The sequence below is a fragment of the Formosa sp. F44 genome (assembly GCF_056238645.1).
This window is the reverse complement of sequence record NZ_JBWDLJ010000007.1, coordinates 1-17,252: the sequence shown is the minus strand read 5'-3', so window position 1 is coordinate 17,252 and position 17,252 is coordinate 1. Positions and strand designations below refer to the sequence as shown.

The following is a 17,252-nucleotide window of genomic DNA, read 5'->3' as shown; positions in this document are numbered from 1 at the left end:
GTTTTATAAGTTTTTAATAGAAATAGTGAATCTGTACTAAAAAAAAGAACCTCAGACTTCATTTAAGTCTGAGGTTCTTTTTTAACACTGAAAATATAACTTGAAATGCAATTAAGCTTCGCAACTTGCGCAATCTTTCTTTTGTTTGAATTTCTGCGCCGCATTCATACTATGTTGATAATACAACGATTTTAATCCTAACTTCCAAGCATTAATATGTATTTTATTAATGTCTTTTGTAGGCATATCTGGATGTACAATAATGTTTAATGATTGTCCTTGGTCGATATGGTTTTGTCTGTTCGCCGCTTGGTAAATAATATCCATTTGGTCTATTTCCGAATAGGTTTTAAATACTGCCTTTTCATGGTCTGATAAGAAATCTAAGTGCTGTACAGAACCATCTCTACTTCTAATGTCGTTCCAAACTTCAGGAGTATTCATACCTTTTTCTTCTAGAAGATTAACCAAGTATGGATTTTTAATAGTGGTTTTGATTTTAGCAATATCCTTCACATAAATGTTAGACCAAATTGGTTCTATACCTTGAGATACTTGTCCTAAAATAAAAGCTGAAGATGTAGTTGGTGCAATCGCATTTAGAGTCGCATTTCTACGTCCGTATCCTTTAAGAAGGTCTGGTTCTCCTAATGCTGTTGCAAGTTCTTCTGAAGCTTTATAAGAACGCTCTTTTATGGTTTTAAATATTTCACTATTTAAGTTAAACGCTTCTTGACTGTCAAAAGACAATGATTTAGATTGTAATAACGAATGCCATCCTAAAACCCCTAAACCTAAAGCTCTGTTTTCTTTAGCGAAGTTATAAGCACGCTCCATAAATAAGAACGTTTGGCGGTCTTCACGACTGTCTGAATCTCTATAAGATTCTAATTTTTCTAAAAATTCTGAAATTACAGCATCTAAAAAGTACACCATAGTTTCTACGGCGTCTGTATCTTTCCACTTGTCGTAATTAAGTAAGTTTATACTAGAAAGTACACAAACAAACGACCAGTTTTCGTCTGAAGGCAACATGATTTCTGTACATAAGTTACTCGCGTAAATCGGATGATTTTTGTCTTTGTACACATCTACAGAACCTTCATTAGCATTATCTGTAAAGAAGATATATGGGTAACCCATTTCACCTCTACTTTGTAATACTTTGGCCCATACTGTACGTTTTTCAACATCACCATCAATCATAGACTGCATCCACGCATTGGTTACCGTAACCCCATGCGTTAATTCTTGAATAGCATTTCCTTCAGACCCAATTTCTAAAAACTCCATAATGTCTTTATGGTCTATTGGTAGGTACGGAGAGAAGCGACCACGACGCACAGAACCTTGACTTACAACATCGACCATAGATTCGAAAAGACGCATAATATGTACAGCTCCTGATGCTGTTCCGTTATTCTTTACTTCGGCTCCTCTGTGACGGATTTTACCAAAGTATCCAGATGTTCCACCACCAAGTTTAGACATCATTCCAATTTCAGACTGTGTAAACAAGATGTTTCCCATATCGTCGTCTATATGCGAACCAAAACAGCTAATCGGTAAGCCACGTTTTTGTCCGAAATTAGACCAAACAGGAGAGGCTAGCGAATAAAAACCTTGAGACATATAGTTGTAAAATTTATCGCTAAAGCCAGGCATTTTTAAAATGTCTTGCGCGCGATCTGCAATTTCTCTAATACGCTCTTCTGGATTTACACCTTCTGTAAGGTATCCCGATTCTAAAAATTTACGGCTATTTTCGTTTAACCATCCAAAGGAATCATTTTCTATGGTACCGTTTTTAGTGTGTAATGCCGCGTGTCTAGCATCGACTAAATTTTGAGCATTATTTTTTTCTGATGTTGTTGTAACAGGGTCTTGATTGTAAGTGTTGTTTTCCATTTTTTAAAATAAGTCGTCGCTAGTTATACTTTGGGCTCTTTTACTGTAATTTATAGAACGTTTAACAAAGAAGTCTCCATGTTTTGTTCCGATTATTTCGTCATCAAACCATTCCGTTTGAGCTAATAATTTCTGATCAATTTCAAATATTTTATCAATTCCAATACTCTCTAACGAGTTATTGAAACGATTTTTAATGAATTCGTTTATTACCGCTTTCGGAATAAAATCTAATTCACCTTTTTCGAAAATCCAATCTATAATTTTACTTTCAGAACTATACGCTTCTTCACATAGTTGCTGAATCATAATCTTATACGTATCGTTAAACCATTCTGGGTGTTCGTCTTTAATGATATTGATAAGGTCGATACCAAAATCGCCATGAATTTGTTCTTCTTTAGAGGTTGCTTCTACAACATTCGAAATTCCCTTAAGCATGTTTTTATGCTTGTTAAAAGCCATTATGATAAGGAACTGAGAGAATAAAGACACATGTTCTATAAACAAAGAGAATAATAATACAGATTCTGCATACTCTTCGTTATTCTCGCTTTTTGCATTTTTTAAAGCCGTCTCTAAATACTGGACACGCTTCATTATTGCAGGCTTCTTTTTTAATTTTTCGAACTCACTATTTAATCCTAAAATTTCTAATAAGTGAGAATAGGCATCGTGATGTCTTACTTCACTTTCTGCAAATGTAGCACCTACAGATCCTATTTCTGGCTTAGGCATACGGTGATAAATATCGCCCCAAAACGTTTTAACCGCCACCTCTATTTGAGATATAGCAAGCATGGTGTTCTTAATAGCACTTTGCTCTACAGGTGTTAAAGCCGATTTAAAATCTTGGATGTCACTTGTGAAATTAAATTCGGTATGAATCCAGTACGAGTGACGAATAGCTGGTACATATTCGTATAATTGAGGGTACTCGTAAGGTTTTAAATTGATACGTTTTTCGAAAATATTACTTTTTCTACTTTGCGTTTGGTTGTTTCTATAAATGATATACGCTTTGGCAACATCTACAAACTCACTATGCATAAGTTTTTTCTCGACAATATCTTGTACTTCTTCTACCGTAGGTACGTAATCTTTGTCTTGATCGCGACGTTCTAAAAGCTCGGCATATACATTTTTTGCAATAAGTGCGGCATCCTCGCTAGTACCATGATTAACGGCATGCATCGCTTTAGTAACCGCAGCTGTAATTTTCTGAAGATCGAATGGTTTTGACTTAAAATTTCTTTTAATAATTTGAATAATTTCCATATTTACGATATTAAGTTGGTTTAGTTCGCCTTAAATTAAATACCTTTTAAACACTGAGAGGTATTTATTCTCGGCAATAAACCATTAGTTTTAAATTGCAATACTGATTTTAGGTAAACAAGGAAGAATAAGATAGAGACCACACATAGTAAATGGCATAGCTCTTTTCTAACTCCAGCTTCAATCCCCGAAAGCACATTGAATTATTAATATTAAATGGCAGGTCTTCTGACTAACTCCTTTCACTCGGTCTTCCCATTCTTTCGAAAAGTGACCTTATTTGAGCTTCCGTTCGTGAGTATACAGCTGCGGGACAGTTCCGGAATTCCACCGGATTCCCTTTTAATATCAAATTCGAAAACTTGATAACCATTTAAAGTTAAAATCGGGTGTAAATTTATCTACTATAAATAAGTTATAATAATATACTTATCAGAACTTATTGACAATTGTAGATAAGAGTAATTTCTAATCCGTTATATTATCTTATTTATTTTATAAGTAGACGTTGCTTCCTAGTAGAGTAGGGGATAAGCTTTCTTAAAAATAAAAATGCAATGGGATTTAATTTACAATCTATTTATTTTAGCAGAACGTTTTACAGGCTAGATATTAAGATATCCGTTATAAATCTAGACTGAAATTTTCGAGCTTTTTCAATTCGTCTGCAACGATTATATTCCACCGTTGTTGTTCTTCTTGATCTGTTGAATACTGTGTTTGAGTATCGTATTGCTTCTGAAAATAGATATACGATCGAAATAAACTTTTATGAATGCGTCTGTAATCGGATTGTAATACTTTTCCTGTCGTTTTTTTTATCTTTTGAATATCACGTCTCATTTTTCGGGCATACAGTTCTGCGATGTCAAAATGTAATTGTTCATGGTTTAAAATATAGGCACTTGTTGTATTAATCCATGACAGATCTTTATGAAACTTGGCGAACACCTGGTAGGTATAAACACCATTTTTATAGCTGTTAGGTACAATAATAATATTGGCGCCCGTTAGTGCTTTTTTTGAGGTGGTTGCGTCTACTTCTGCTTGAAAATCTGTTAGCTTTAATCGTCTGTCTTTAGTCCAAATAATGGCATCATCAGTTTCTTTTTCAACCTTCTTAAACGTCTGAGCAAACGCAGATGTGCTCATAGTCGTAATAAAGATTAGCGATATAATGTAGTAGGTATAGATGTTCTTCATCTCTGTTTTAAAGTAAATCCTGACTGACTTTTAAAGGAGGTAAATTAAATTTTTATTTTAGGGAATTAAAATTTTTCAACAGACTTTTTGGCAATAAAAAAATCCGAACATACGTTCGGATTTTTACTTTATATAAGAAGGAGATTATTATTTAATCTCTATAACTTCTAAATCGAAAGTTAAAGCTTGACCAGCAAGTGGGTGATTTCCATCGACAACAATATGATCGTCTTGAATATCTACAACTCTAAATTGGTGTTCTCTACCATCTTCACTTTTTGAAGTTAATCCCATTCCAAGTTCTGGTTTTACTTCTGGTGGTAATTGCTCATTTGCAACTTTATGAAACAACTCTTCGTTAATGTCGCCGTATGCGTCTTCTTTAGCTATCTCAACTGTTTTTTTCTCGTTCACTTTCATGTCAATGATAGCATTTTCAAAACCAGGAATTAACATCCCCTGACCAATAGTAACTTCTATAGGCTCACGCTCTAAAGAACTATCGAACACACGACCATCGTTTAACTTCCCTGTGTAATGTACTTTTACTGTATCATTCTCTTTTACTTGACTCATACTCTGTTTTTAAAGTTTTAATAAAAAGCAAAGCTAGGATTTTAAGTTGGAAGCACCCAGAATATAGGCTAAAAGTCTGAAAATTAAGAAAGGTTTAACGTCTAAACCCCTAAAAATAAATGCTAAACAAAAAAAAGAGCTATATAATTTACTTCTAAGGTTATATTTGTTTTAAATGATTGCAATTAGACAACCTAACTATGAGGTCTGTTCATAGTAATTAGTTGTAAAAATAATGTCAGATAATAGATATTCTAAAAAATGGACAGATTGGTAACCGAAGTAAATTCTTCAAGAAATTTCATTCCTTTATAAGAGTTTCCTTTTTTATTTAATTTCGGACTCCAAACAGCAATGGCATATTTGTCAGGATAAATGGCAATTATACCACCGCCTACACCACTTTTACCTGGTAGACCTACTCTAAAAGCAAATTCTCCCGACTCGTCGTAAAAACCACAAGTCTGCATGAGTGCATTTATACGTTTCGATTGCGTTTCTGTTAATATTGGGGTTTTATCTGTTATTTTTTTACCGTTATTGGCTAAGAACAAAAAGAGCTCGGATAAATCTTTGCAATGCATTTCCAGTGAACAGATATCAAAATATAAGTCTAACACATCGGCGGGATTATTTTTAATATTTCCTAACGATTTAATAAAATTACAGAGTGCTATATTTCTAAATCCTACTTCTTTTTCTGAGGCCGCAATTTGACTTGAATAATTAATGTCTTCATTATTGCTTATGTCACGTACAAAAGCTAAAAATGCTGCTTTAGGGCGCTTAAGCTCGCTTAATAATATGTCTGCTATAACTAATGCTCCTGCATTAATAAATGGATTTCTAGGGATTCCTTTTTCTACTTCTAATTGTAACAGAGAGTTAAAAGCGTTTCCTGAAGGTTCTACATCTACACGTTCCCAAATTTTTGCACCTAATAGTTTATATGCTAAAATTAAGGATAAGACCTTTGCAATACTCTGTATGGAGAACTTTTGGTAACAATCTCCAACTCCATAATTTTGGCAATCCATAGTCGTTATGTGTACTCCAAATTTGTTCGGATCTACTTCGGCCAAATCTGGAATATATGTTGGTAGTGCGCCACAATCTTCCATAGCCTTCACATTTTTGTATATGTCTTGAATAATGTCTTTAAAATCCACGTTCTTTTGTTTTTAATGCAATATCTGCGTTATAATAATAAACTGCGAGTTAGAATAGCTAATGTAAGGAATAGAAACTAAAATGAATCGCTGTTTACATTTTGAACGTATATATGACATCTAATGCTTAGCTCTTACTGTTGATTGCCCTTTTTAATACTGAAGCTTTTTTAAAATTCTTAAAAGCTACAATGTTGCGAGCTATTCATAATTTAAAATTAGGTTGTTTTAAATAAAATATTGAAATTTGCGACGTGAAAACAGCAACACTTTTTTTAGCTATATTTCTTCTAGTTAAACCACTAATCCCTTTAGTGGAATATGTTGCGTTTTATGATTATATAAAAAATGAACTTTGTGAAAACAAAGAAGTGGTAGAAATGCAATGTAATGGAAAGTGCCATTTAGGTAAAGAAGTTGCTAAAATTTCTGATTCTCCCGAGACTGGAAATGATAAAAAACAGGTATCCATAGAAACTATGGTGGTGTTTTATCAGAAAATTTCAGATCATTTATTTTCACCATGTATGTTATATACGGATACTGCAAAAATTACTTCAAAGTATAATAGGTCTTATTCCTATCTAGAAACAGACTCTGTTTTTCATCCGCCACAAGTATAATCCTCCAGATGTTTCTAAGTTATATCAGTGTTGATTTCGGTCAGCTCTAAATTTGCACGTATTATTTTAAGTGCATCATGGTATACTTATAAACAATCCTCATCTATTTTCTTATTTAAACTACAGAATTTCCTGTTATGTATTAAACGCGTTTAAAATGTTAGGAATGCTGTTTTACTGCACCAGTACTGCTATGTTTAAATAGATTTTAAACGGACTATTTCTAGATTTTACAGAAATAGTCTATAGAAAATAAATAACAAATCGGAGTGATCTCGATAACTATCGGGTATACGCAGATTAAATAATTTAAACAATGAAATTTTCAAAATTTTGTCTCATTGCATTAGGCAGTGTGGTGCTTTCCTGTACCATAGAAAAAACCGACTATGAAGCTGAAATAGCAACAGAAACTACGGAATACTTTGAGTTTGAAGAGGTTCTTTCTGTAATTAATGGTGATTATACTATGAGTCTAGAGGCGTTAAACGGTACGCTGTATAAGGGTTACAATGACATTCGTGTGAAAGTTATTAATTCGCAAAGCAATGAAAGTTTAGAACATTCCGAAATCACTTTTTTACCCATCCTAACAGATGCCAATGGTAATAAAACCTCTTGTCCGCATAGTTACAGCTTAACTTATAATAGTACAGAAAAGTATTATTCTGGTTATGCCGTTTTTACGAGCGAAAGTAACACTACAGTAAGCTGGCAGGCGTATATTGATTTTAACGTGAATTCCCAATCGTATGCTATTAATCAACCGATTACAATTGAAGAACAAACGAATATGAATCTAAATATGACTGCCTTTACTGCTAGTGATAACGAACAATATTTTATAGCATTAGTATCGCCACAAAGTCCAGGAGTTGCCGAAAATGATTTGGTAGCAGGTATTTACAAATATAATAAACCCACAGAGTCGGAAGGTGAATTCCCAGATCTGTCTCAGTATTCTTATTCTATTGTTAACGATTTTACCTTGTACTTAGATCCGCGAATGCCAGAAGCTTCCATGGGGAATCATTCGTCGCCAAACAATCAGGATTTAACGCAACAGAGTGATAGTTTATATCATGGTGTTGTGAATTATACGATGACGGGAAATTGGACATTGAATTTTATGTTACAGAATGAAAACGGGAAAATTATAAAAGGCACACAAGTTCCAACAGATTTTACACCGGGAGTAGAAGGTGCAAAAAGTGAGCTTTATATCGATATTTTATTTTAAAAAAATGAAAAGAATAACTCTAGCTCTATTTTTATTAGGAACACTTGTACATGCCCAAACCGAACCAGTAATACACGATAGTTTGGATGTGGTTTTAGATGAGGTTTTAATAGTGGCCGCTAAAAAGGATAAAATTAAAACAGATTTAAAAATGGCTGTTTCGGTGGACGAATTTTTAGCGTCTTCAGAGCATGTAAGCTTTATAAAACGTGGGGCTTACGCTTGGGAACCTTTACTTAATAATATGAGTACCGAACGTTCTACGGTGACTATAGACGGGATGCATATTTTTGGAGCCTGTACCGATAAAATGGATCCGGTAACATCGTATGTCGAAAGTAATAATTTGTCGGATATAGATATTAAATCAGGGCAAGAAGGTAGTATGCATGGCGCGACAGTAGCAGGAAGTATAGACTTAAAACGTAAAAGTACAGCATTCGGAAGAATTTCTAAATGGAATGGGGCTTATCAGTCGGGTTATGAGTTTAATAACAATCAGTTTTTTAATTTAGGAAATGTATCGTATTCAAGTGATAAATTAGTTGCCGATGGGAGTATTTCGTACAGAAAAGCAGATAATTATTCCGATGGTAATAACGATGAGGTAAACCATTCTCAATTCACAAAAATCAATAGTGCTTTAGGTCTTGCGTATAAAACTAGCGCACTGTCTTCGGTACGCGTAGATGCTATATTCGATAAAGCCAAAGATGTTGGTTATCCCGCCCTTCCTATGGATTTGTCATTGTCTAGAGCCTTAATTACTTCTGTGGCCTACAAGAAATTTTTCGAAGAGAAACTGCTAAAAGTTTGGGATACTAAAGTGTATTATAATGCGATTGAACATTATATGGACGATACCACTCGACCTGAAAATTTAGTACATATGGACATGCCGGGTTGGAGCACAACCTATGGTTTATTGTCTAAAGTGAACTTAAAAAGTGATAGGTATACAGCTGAAATCCAATTAAACGCTTACGATAATTTATCGATTGCCGAAATGCGCATGTATCCTCAGGATCGGAGCGAGCGCACCATGTTTGCTTATAGCTGGCCTTGGGTAACGACGCGTTATGCAGGATTATCCATGAGCAATTCCTACGAAATGTCTGAAAAAAGTCAGCTTAATTTTGGAGGGACCTTAGGGGTGAATTACAATTATTCTAAATACATTGAATTCAATTGGATCTTTCATCCGGGAGCACCACAAGAGAAGACACGGTTTTTACCTAATCTATACGCAAGCTATCAGTTTAATAGTGGCGGATTTAATGCTTCTATAGGTGGCGGTTATGGCCATAGAGCACCTTCTGTTTCCGAAGGGTATGGATATTATATCTATAATAGTTTTGATAGATATGATTATATAGGAGATCCGAATTTAGAAAACGAAATTTCTTACGAGGCCAATGCAAGCGCAGGATTTTCTCATGCGAAAGGACGTATTCAGGCAAAAGTGAATTATTTCTACATCGAAAATTACATTATTGGTCGCATTTTAAGTGCAGGAAGTCCTATGAACTATCAGTCGGTTGGAGTTAAAGGATACACGTCTTTAGATTTTGCGACCTTATTCAATTTTTCATTAAGTGGTGACTATGCTATTTTAGATAATTTACATTGGAAAGGGACACTAACCTACGCACGAGGTCTTGACGAAGATGAAAATAATTTACCATTTATTCGTCCGTTAAGTTATCAAACCTCATTGCACTTTTCGTATCAAAAATTTGGCTTTCTAACCTCGCTTAATGGCGATTTCGAACAAATAGATTATAGTCCGGAATATGGAGAAGACCAAACACCGTCTTATACCAATTGGAATCTATCTGCAGATTACACATTTCATATTACAAATTACAAAACAGTCTTACAAGTTGGTGCCGAAAATGTACTTAATGCCTACTACAGCACGTATGCAGACTGGGGAAATATCCCAAGAATGGGGCGTAATATATTTACGTCGTTAAAAATAAATTTATAATAATTAATACCTAAAAAATATAATAATCAATTAAATCAAAAACTATGAAAAATTTTAAAAAGTACCTTTTATTACCAGTATTCGCTTTAGCGCTTGTGTCTTGTAACGACGATGATGTGCCCGTGGCTAACCATGTAACTTTAGAATTTGAGAATACATTTAAAGGAACGCCTATAGTGCTTAACGAAACAGAAAATACTTCGGCAGTTGGTCAAGTTCACAAATTTTCTGAACTAAAATATGTAATAAGTAATGTTCGTTTAATTCAAGCCGATGGGACAGAAATTCCGTATAATACTAACAATTTAGATGCAGGAGCAATAGTGGTAGATCAATCTAAACCAGAAACAGCAACGTTTGTGCTAAATGATATTCCAACTGCGGAATACAGTCAGATTATTTTTGGATTAGGAGTGAGATCGGATTTAAATACTTTAGACGAAGTTAGTAATCCAAATTTTTATGCCACTGCAGGAGCGAACGATACAGCAATGCACTGGGAGTGGGGAACTGGTTACCGTTTTACAAAGATTGAAGGATTTTACGAGGGAGATAAAGTGTTGTCTTTTCACTCTGGAAGTACTGTAGATGGAACTGAAGGCGACGAAAGCACTTATAATGCATATTATGATGCGTATAGAGATATAACTTTAGATCTTCCTACCAATGCAATCGTCGGTGAAAACGCTCCAACCATTAATATTGAAGCAGATTTTGATAATCTGTTAAGCGGAAAAACCAACACGATTACTTTAGACGATAGTAATGCTTTACCTAGTTTACACACGTCTGTAACCATGTCTGAATATGTTGATAATATTGGTGGTAACCAAGTAAGCGATTTTACAGGAATGTTCTCAATTTCTTCAGTAGAAAATTAAACCTAAATGTTAGAGCCGGAAAAGCAAGACGTCTAGTTCGGCTCTTTTTATTTTATAATTTGCTCAAATGAAAAACGCATTAAGAAACATTGCATTTGCACTGTTATTAGCATCTTGTAGTAACGATGATGCTGAACTTATTTCTTATAATAACCCAGAAATCACTTTAGATATTCCGTTGGGTTTCCCAGATCTTAATAGTGCTTTCTATACAAATGTACCTACAACATATGGTGTCGCATTGGGGAAGAAATTATTTAATGAAACGAAATTAAGTATCCATAATAGCATATCGTGTTCAAGTTGCCATATGCAAGGCAATGCCTTTGCAGATCATAATACAAAAGGTGTTGGTGTAGAGAATAGAATAGGACTTCGTAATCCGCCACCAGTACAGAATATGGCTTTTATGAAAGCATACAATTGGGATGGAAATATGAGTCGATTAGAAGATCAAGTGCTAGTTCCCATTATCACTCACGAAGAAATGGATTCATCAATTTTAGAAGTTATAGGCAAACTAGAAAGCGATGGCTCTTATATGGAATTATTCAATAAAGCCTTTAATGGTGAAGGCATCACAGCAGACGGTATTTATAATAGTATCGCTCAATTTGAATATACTTTAATTTCAGCAAATAGTAAATACGACAGAGTAAATCAAGATGAAGGAGAAACATTTACAGACTCAGAAGCTCAGGGTTATAATATATTTCAGGATAAATGTATTAGTTGTCACAGCACAGCGTTATTTACCGATCAGAGTTATAGAAATATCGGATTTCCTTTAAATCCGGATAACGAAGAAGCCGGTCGTGCTAGAGTGACTGGTCAGCTAGACGATTATATGCGTTTTCGCGTGCCGTCTTTACGAAATATTGAATATACAGCACCTTATGGAAGTTTTGGTCAGTTTGAAACACTAAGAGACGTTCTAGATTATTTAAGTAATGGTGTTTTAGACGCCGATAATCTAGATCCTATTTTAAAAGATAACGACAATAGAATTGTACTAACCGAACAAGAAAAAGATAATCTCATTTCCTTTATGAAGACCCTAAGTGATGAAGAATTTGTAGGTAACTAAATTTTATAGAGATAGATCGTCTTTAATCCTCCAATTCGGTAATTAAAGATTCGTGCATAAACCCTTCTAATGTATCATTAACCCGAATATGAAACCAATTTTGTGTTTTGCTTAAAATTTCAACAGGAGTGGCCCTTTTTAAATCTTTAATTTTTTCACTTTTTACAGCAGGACTTACTCTAAGTTCATTGTTATTAAGACGTGTTTCTCCAAGAGAAGATATCGTGTAACTTTCAAATTTGGGAGTTTCAGTTTCTTTAACAAAGGGGTAGGGATCTATAGCACCTTTTTGAGTGTAGATTCCGAAATGTAAATGGGGACTCGTAGTTTTAGCGTTTCCTGTATTTCCAACAAAGCCCAAAGTATCTCCTACTTTAACGCTCCGTCCGCTCGCGACAGCAATGCTATCTAAATGAGCGTAATATAGCGACTGGCCAAATATACCATCACGTAACCAAACTTGTTTTCCTCCTAGTCCACGATTTCCCGTGTTGTAAACAAACCCATCTGTAGATGCAACCACGGGCGTACCACGTTTGGCAAAAATGTCGATACCTTCGTGCGAGCGTTTACCACCACCTCTGGATGCACCCCAAAAGCTTTGTACTGCACTATTGTTTTTACCATCTACAGGAAATGCCATAGTAGGTTCTGTAAATAGTTTTAGACTAAAGTTTTTATGGTGTTTTCGATTAGAAAAAACGACAAGCTTATAACGGTTGCTAGCAGAGACGTCGAAGGACATATTATTAGACTCTACTGTATTTGATGCCGTAGGTTTTTCTGCCACTATTGAATCGTTTTCAAATGGAAAAATATCTATTGCCAATTGTAAGCTATCAGGGGCACTATTAGATTCAAGTTTAAAGCGTTCGCCTTGCTGTAAATTTAGGGTATACGCTAAAATATTAAATTTAGACGTGTCCGATTTAGATTGTATGGTAGCTGGGAGTTCAACTTGAAGGTCATTATTTTGCGCGTTATAATAACGGTTCTCGTAGTGTTTAAAAATACTGTCGTTGTCTTTAAAATCGCGTTCAAAAACAGTTTTTGCCGAAGGTTTCGAAATGGCATCGGTTATTTTTTGCGCCTGTTTACAAGATGCTAATACAACTAAAGTTAAAAGTATGATTATAAAATGCTTCATACCTTAAATTAACATAAATCGTACCATTTTTTAGTGATGATAAGTGTGTGTAATTTCTTTTAAACGCTATAAAGTAATATTTCCTTCTATGACTTTAATCTTTTTCTCTAAATAGCCATTTTCGAAAGATCAGAATTCCGTTTGTGATTTTTTTCTTTTTTGAGAAAACCACAGGGATAGCCATGGTTGCTAATAAGGCGATAAAAGCCGATGTTCCTAAAGCACCACCATAGCCTTGAAAGAACATACTTTTATTAATATAAATAATACTAAAAATAATGCCGGCAATAATTAGCCACCGGTAGTGTATAATGGCTTTAGAAGATACCATGCCCACAAAAGAAGCTCCAATAAACGCCGTTGGAATATTTTGTGTGAGATACGGATTTAGTACTTCTGGAAAATAATAGAAAAATAGACTCACGATTAACGTTAGCAAAGCAGATGCTCTTACGGCACCTTGTTTTAAGTGTTCATTAACGTAAAAGGTTAACGTAGCACCTAAAATTCCTGTTATAATTATTATAAGATTGTTTATCATACTATCCATAAATAACACCAATACACAAAAGAGACCATAAGCACACCTCCAAAAGCAACCATACCTAATTTACCACCAATACCTTGAAATATACTTTTAGATAAGAGTAAAAAGACACCAGATAACATACCAGCAAGTACTACAAACTCAATTGAGGGCGCAATTTCTAAACTAGACATGCCCACAAACGATCCACAATAAATGGCAGGTGGTAACTTTTTTAAATAGTCAGATTTTTTATTTAATGCGGGTAGGAAGGATGCTACTGTTCCTGTAATTGCAGTGGATAAAACAACACCTAAATGACCATAAACATTAAGTATGTAGCAAATTATGGCGCCAATTGGCACCCAGAGCACTACTAAAAGTTCTTCGTAAGTGTATTCGTTTTGGTGCACATCTAAATACCGATATCCTAACCACATAACCACTATAATAAGCGATATCATAAGTCCAGAGTTTAGCGCATTCCTTTCGTATTTTTCTAAAACTATCATTATGCAAAATAGTGTGAGAACGCACATGATGGCTAATTTTGAGAAGACCTGTACAGCTTTATGAGTTTTTCTTGCTGTTTTAGGATTTTTAAAAGGCTTAATCATTTAATGTGTTTAAGCATAACAATCAAATTCAGTGTATCGTCCTGTGTTTATGGACGCATTTATAGCGCCTCTCAAAAAAGAAACTTACTAATACTTGATAAAGAATTTGAATCTATTATGAGCTAACAAACGAGATCTAAAGCACTGTTGTATTATAATTCCGTTTTCTAAAATAGAAACTTACAACACCATAATTCCGGTGTCTAATTAGAAATATAATAGAAGACTCTGTTTTACAAACGTTCTTAGCTGGTTAATTACAATTTTATTTTTTTATGCGAAGTTAAAAAATATGAGAGGTGCTACATAGCATTAAAGGAGGAATATTTAATCCATGAAAAAAATAAAAGTTCTTAAGAAGTATCTCCTATTAATAATTAGGGTCGGAATATGAACCCGCGATTTATTTTAATATTATCCTCAAAAAACGTGTTAAAAACTTTGTAAATAATATATTTTCAGAATAAATAAGAGTTATTAATTAACTTTATTTAAATCTACTTGAATAGTAATCATAGAATTTGTATTTTTGGTTCACCAAATTGGTTAACCAATTTAATCTATAAAACAAATGAACGCAATTAAAAGTACGATTTCAATTTTAATCCTTTCTATTTTATTTACAGTTCAAGCTAGCGCTCAAGCTGGGAAGACTATGGTAAATAATGAGAAGGAATTAGACCAAGCAATTAAGTCTGCAAAACCAGGTGACCATATCGTTATGGCTAATGGTATTTGGACAGACCTTATTATTAAATTTAAAGGTGTAGGAACAGAAGCTCATCCTATTGTTTTGGAGGCAGAAACTCCAGGACAAGTATTTATTGAAGGACAATCTAGACTTAGATTATCTGGAGAATATTTAGAAGTTTCTGGATTATACTTCAGAAATGGGTTTACACCTAAAAGCACCATTATCGATTTTAGAACCGATAATGAAAGTGTAGCAAATCACAGTAAAATTACCAATTGTGTTATCGAAGGATTTACTCAACCAGATCGTGAAGAAAAAGACAACTGGGTTCAATTCTACGGAAGACACAACGAATTAAGTAATTGTTACATTGCTGGGAAATCTAATCCTGGACCAACATTAAGAATATACTTAAACGGTAACGAAAACATTAATAATCACCATAAAATTATAAATAACTATTTTGGTGAAAGACCTAGAGCTGGTGGACCTCACGGAGAAACTATACAGTTAGGAGATAGTTATACGTCTATGACGCCTTCATACACTCAGGTGTCTAATAATTTATTTGAAAGATGTAATGGTGAAGTAGAAATAATTTCTAGTAAATCTAACTTTAACGAATTTACAAATAACATCTTTTTTGAAAGTGAAGGTTCTTTAGTGTTACGTCACGGAAACTATGCAAAAGTAGACGGAAACGTATTTATCGGAAACGAAAACTCGACAGCAATTGGAGGTGTTCGTGTTGTAAATACAGGACACTGGGTAACAAATAACTATTTCTACAAAATTATTGGTAGCGATTTTAGAAGTGCCATTGCAGTGATGAACGGAATACCTAAATCACCTTTAAACCGTTACAACCAAGTAACAGATGTTGTCATTGCTTATAACTCATTTATCGATTGTATCTCACCTTTACAATTTAGTGTAGGAAACAATTCTGATAAAAGTGATGTATTACCTGCAACCGAATTACGTTCTGCAAGACCAACACGTACTATTGTTGCAAACAACTTAATTTATAATCACGATGCAAACGAGACTAAGCCAATTTTTGCTTACGATGAGGTTGATGGTGTAAGTTTTTACAATAACATCTTAAATACTAAAGATGTAAGTGGTATTGATACTAATGGCGGTTTAACACAAGAAGACTTTACAGTAAACAAAGTAAATGATTGGTTCTATACGCCTTCAAAAGCATTCAATGATGTATACAATGGATTCGATTTCGAACAAATATCTAAAGATCTTGTAGGAAACGACAGAACTGATAATAGTGCTATTGGTGCAGTAACATTTCCTTTTGATGATAAAGGTAAAGTTGAAATCAATAAATCACAATACGGACCAAAATGGTTAGACCGTAGTGATAAAAAAGTAAAGGCTAAAACCTTTAAAGTAACTTCAGCTGATGCCCTTGCTAAAGCAATCGTTGATGCTAAGTCAGGAGATATCGTAGAATTAAAGTCTGGAACATACAAAGTATCTGAAACTATAAAAATAGATAAAGATATTACGATTAAATCTGCTGGAAAGAAAAAAGCTAAGATTGTATATAGTGGAGCTTCAAATACCGCGTTATTCCAAATGTTACCTAAGGGAAACTTGAATTTAGAAAATGTAGCTATCGAAGGATCTAAAACTCAAGATGCATTCGCAACCTTAGAGAAAAACATGTCGACTGTTTATAAGTTGAAAATTAAAAATAGTGAAGTATCTAAATTCTCTAGTGTTTTAAGAACGTATAAAGGATCTTTAGCCGATTCTCTTGTCGTTTCAAATTCAACTATTAAAGATTGTACAAACGGAATTCTATTAGCAGGAGAAGATGACGATAAAGGAGATTACAGTGCAGAGTTTGTAACGATTGAAAACTCAACGTTCGATAATGTAGACCAAAACGTCCTAAACTACTATAGAGGTGGTTACGACGAGTCTAGTATTGGTGGTACTTTAGTATTAAAAAACAATACTTTTAAAAACAGTGGCTCTAAAGAGGAAAGTAAAATTTTATTACAAACTCGTGGAATTGTAAACATCGATTTTAATGGGAACACGTTTAAAGACAATGCGGTTTCTTACATTATTGTGCTTTGGGGAGAAAAAGGACAAGTGTCTGTAAATAATACTATAGATAACTCTGGTGAAGTTAAAACAGAGCAAAATCTAAAAATGAAATTGATGTACTAATTGTTTTAGTAAATCATACTTGTTATACTACTAAAAGAGCTTACGATATGTAAGCTCTTTTTTTTGTTCAATCTTTTCATTTCTCTGCAGATTCGTATATGTAACAGTGTAAAG

At 34.0% G+C, this 17,252-nt stretch carries 14 protein-coding genes and 1 riboswitch; of the genes, 6 read left to right on the top strand and 8 right to left on the bottom strand.

The annotated features are described in order from the left end of the window. Positions 1-111 precede the first annotated feature (111 nt). The 5 genes from AC0UBM_RS17325 to AC0UBM_RS17305 all read right to left on the bottom strand — a co-directional run bounded on the left by AC0UBM_RS17325 (position 112) and on the right by AC0UBM_RS17305 (position 6,134). A complete protein-coding gene (locus AC0UBM_RS17325; RefSeq protein WP_414034213.1) occupies positions 112-1,908 on the bottom strand; it encodes a ribonucleoside-diphosphate reductase subunit alpha in 1,797 nt (598 codons plus the stop codon). 3 nt (positions 1,909-1,911) lie between these two features. Then, positions 1,912-3,186 carry a ribonucleotide-diphosphate reductase subunit beta gene (locus tag AC0UBM_RS17320; protein WP_414034214.1) on the bottom strand — a complete coding sequence of 425 codons (1,275 nt, stop codon included), beginning with the start codon at positions 3,184-3,186 and terminating at the stop codon, positions 1,912-1,914. A gap of 201 nt (positions 3,187-3,387) precedes the next feature. After that, a riboswitch (cobalamin riboswitch) is annotated at positions 3,388-3,575 on the bottom strand. Positions 3,576-3,810: 235 nt separating this feature from the next. Then, entirely contained in the window at positions 3,811-4,389 is a 579-nt protein-coding gene (locus AC0UBM_RS17315) for a DUF922 domain-containing protein (RefSeq protein WP_475689471.1), read from the bottom strand. A gap of 147 nt (positions 4,390-4,536) precedes the next feature. Next, positions 4,537-4,965: an FKBP-type peptidyl-prolyl cis-trans isomerase gene (locus AC0UBM_RS17310; protein WP_414034216.1), complete on the bottom strand. Its 429-nt coding sequence runs from the start codon at positions 4,963-4,965 to the stop codon at positions 4,537-4,539. A gap of 254 nt (positions 4,966-5,219) precedes the next feature. Beyond that, positions 5,220-6,134 (bottom strand): glutaminase, encoded by a 915-nt coding sequence (locus tag AC0UBM_RS17305; protein ID WP_475689470.1) that lies wholly within the window; start codon positions 6,132-6,134, stop codon positions 5,220-5,222. 254 nt (positions 6,135-6,388) lie between these two features. On the opposite strand from AC0UBM_RS17305, the gene AC0UBM_RS17300 reads away from it, so the two are divergent. From AC0UBM_RS17300 to AC0UBM_RS17280, 5 genes are all read left to right on the top strand, one after another. Then, positions 6,389-6,757, top strand: a complete 369-nt coding sequence (locus AC0UBM_RS17300) for a hypothetical protein (RefSeq protein WP_475689469.1) — start codon at positions 6,389-6,391, stop codon at positions 6,755-6,757. 316 nt (positions 6,758-7,073) lie between these two features. Then, a complete protein-coding gene (locus AC0UBM_RS17295) occupies positions 7,074-7,997 on the top strand; it encodes a hypothetical protein (protein WP_475689468.1) in 924 nt (307 codons plus the stop codon). A 4-nt stretch (positions 7,998-8,001) separates the two neighbouring features. Continuing rightward, entirely contained in the window at positions 8,002-9,987 is a 1,986-nt protein-coding gene (locus AC0UBM_RS17290; protein ID WP_475689467.1) for a TonB-dependent receptor plug domain-containing protein, read from the top strand. Between the two features lie 44 nt (positions 9,988-10,031). Further along, positions 10,032-10,868 (top strand): MbnP family protein, encoded by an 837-nt coding sequence (locus AC0UBM_RS17285; RefSeq protein WP_475689466.1) that lies wholly within the window; start codon positions 10,032-10,034, stop codon positions 10,866-10,868. A gap of 67 nt (positions 10,869-10,935) precedes the next feature. Further along, positions 10,936-11,955, top strand: coding sequence for a cytochrome-c peroxidase (locus tag AC0UBM_RS17280; RefSeq protein ID WP_475689465.1), 1,020 nt, complete (start codon positions 10,936-10,938; stop codon positions 11,953-11,955). 22 nt (positions 11,956-11,977) lie between these two features. On the opposite strand, the gene AC0UBM_RS17275 is transcribed toward AC0UBM_RS17280, so the two are convergent. The 3 genes from AC0UBM_RS17275 to AC0UBM_RS17265 all read right to left on the bottom strand — a co-directional run bounded on the left by AC0UBM_RS17275 (position 11,978) and on the right by AC0UBM_RS17265 (position 14,092). After that, positions 11,978-13,102, bottom strand: a complete 1,125-nt coding sequence (locus AC0UBM_RS17275) for a peptidoglycan DD-metalloendopeptidase family protein (protein ID WP_475689464.1) — start codon at positions 13,100-13,102, stop codon at positions 11,978-11,980. A gap of 94 nt (positions 13,103-13,196) precedes the next feature. Then, on the bottom strand, positions 13,197-13,643 hold the full coding sequence (locus tag AC0UBM_RS17270; RefSeq protein WP_434035773.1) for a hypothetical protein: 447 nt from the start codon (positions 13,641-13,643) through the stop codon (positions 13,197-13,199). Further along, entirely contained in the window at positions 13,640-14,092 is a 453-nt protein-coding gene (locus AC0UBM_RS17265; protein WP_434035774.1) for a hypothetical protein, read from the bottom strand. Before AC0UBM_RS17265 ends, AC0UBM_RS17270 begins: the two co-directional genes overlap by 4 nt. Positions 14,093-14,816: 724 nt before the next feature. On the opposite strand from AC0UBM_RS17265, the gene AC0UBM_RS17260 reads away from it, so the two are divergent. Continuing rightward, positions 14,817-17,138 (top strand): chondroitinase-B domain-containing protein, encoded by a 2,322-nt coding sequence (locus tag AC0UBM_RS17260; RefSeq protein ID WP_475689463.1) that lies wholly within the window; start codon positions 14,817-14,819, stop codon positions 17,136-17,138. The last annotated feature ends 114 nt before the right edge of the window (positions 17,139-17,252 follow it).

Bases quoted from the DNA above. Each gene is read 5' to 3' on its own strand.
- AC0UBM_RS17320 (WP_414034214.1), bottom strand. From the start codon at position 3,186: ATGGAAATTATTCAAATTATTAAAAGAAATTTTAAGTCAAAACCATTC.
- AC0UBM_RS17310 (WP_414034216.1), bottom strand. From the start codon at position 4,965: ATGAGTCAAGTAAAAGAGAATGATACAGTAAAAGTACATTACACAGGG.
- AC0UBM_RS17275 (WP_475689464.1), bottom strand. From the start codon at position 13,102: ATGAAGCATTTTATAATCATACTTTTAACTTTAGTTGTATTAGCATCT.
- AC0UBM_RS17290 (WP_475689467.1), top strand. From the start codon at position 8,002: ATGAAAAGAATAACTCTAGCTCTATTTTTATTAGGAACACTTGTACAT.
- AC0UBM_RS17260 (WP_475689463.1), top strand. From the start codon at position 14,817: ATGAACGCAATTAAAAGTACGATTTCAATTTTAATCCTTTCTATTTTA.
- AC0UBM_RS17285 (WP_475689466.1), top strand. From the start codon at position 10,032: ATGAAAAATTTTAAAAAGTACCTTTTATTACCAGTATTCGCTTTAGCG.
- AC0UBM_RS17315 (WP_475689471.1), bottom strand. From the start codon at position 4,389: ATGAAGAACATCTATACCTACTACATTATATCGCTAATCTTTATTACG.
- AC0UBM_RS17295 (WP_475689468.1), top strand. From the start codon at position 7,074: ATGAAATTTTCAAAATTTTGTCTCATTGCATTAGGCAGTGTGGTGCTT.
- AC0UBM_RS17325 (WP_414034213.1), bottom strand. From the start codon at position 1,908: ATGGAAAACAACACTTACAATCAAGACCCTGTTACAACAACATCAGAA.
- AC0UBM_RS17265 (WP_434035774.1), bottom strand. From the start codon at position 14,092: ATGATATCGCTTATTATAGTGGTTATGTGGTTAGGATATCGGTATTTA.
- AC0UBM_RS17280 (WP_475689465.1), top strand. From the start codon at position 10,936: ATGAAAAACGCATTAAGAAACATTGCATTTGCACTGTTATTAGCATCT.
- AC0UBM_RS17270 (WP_434035773.1), bottom strand. From the start codon at position 13,643: ATGATAAACAATCTTATAATAATTATAACAGGAATTTTAGGTGCTACG.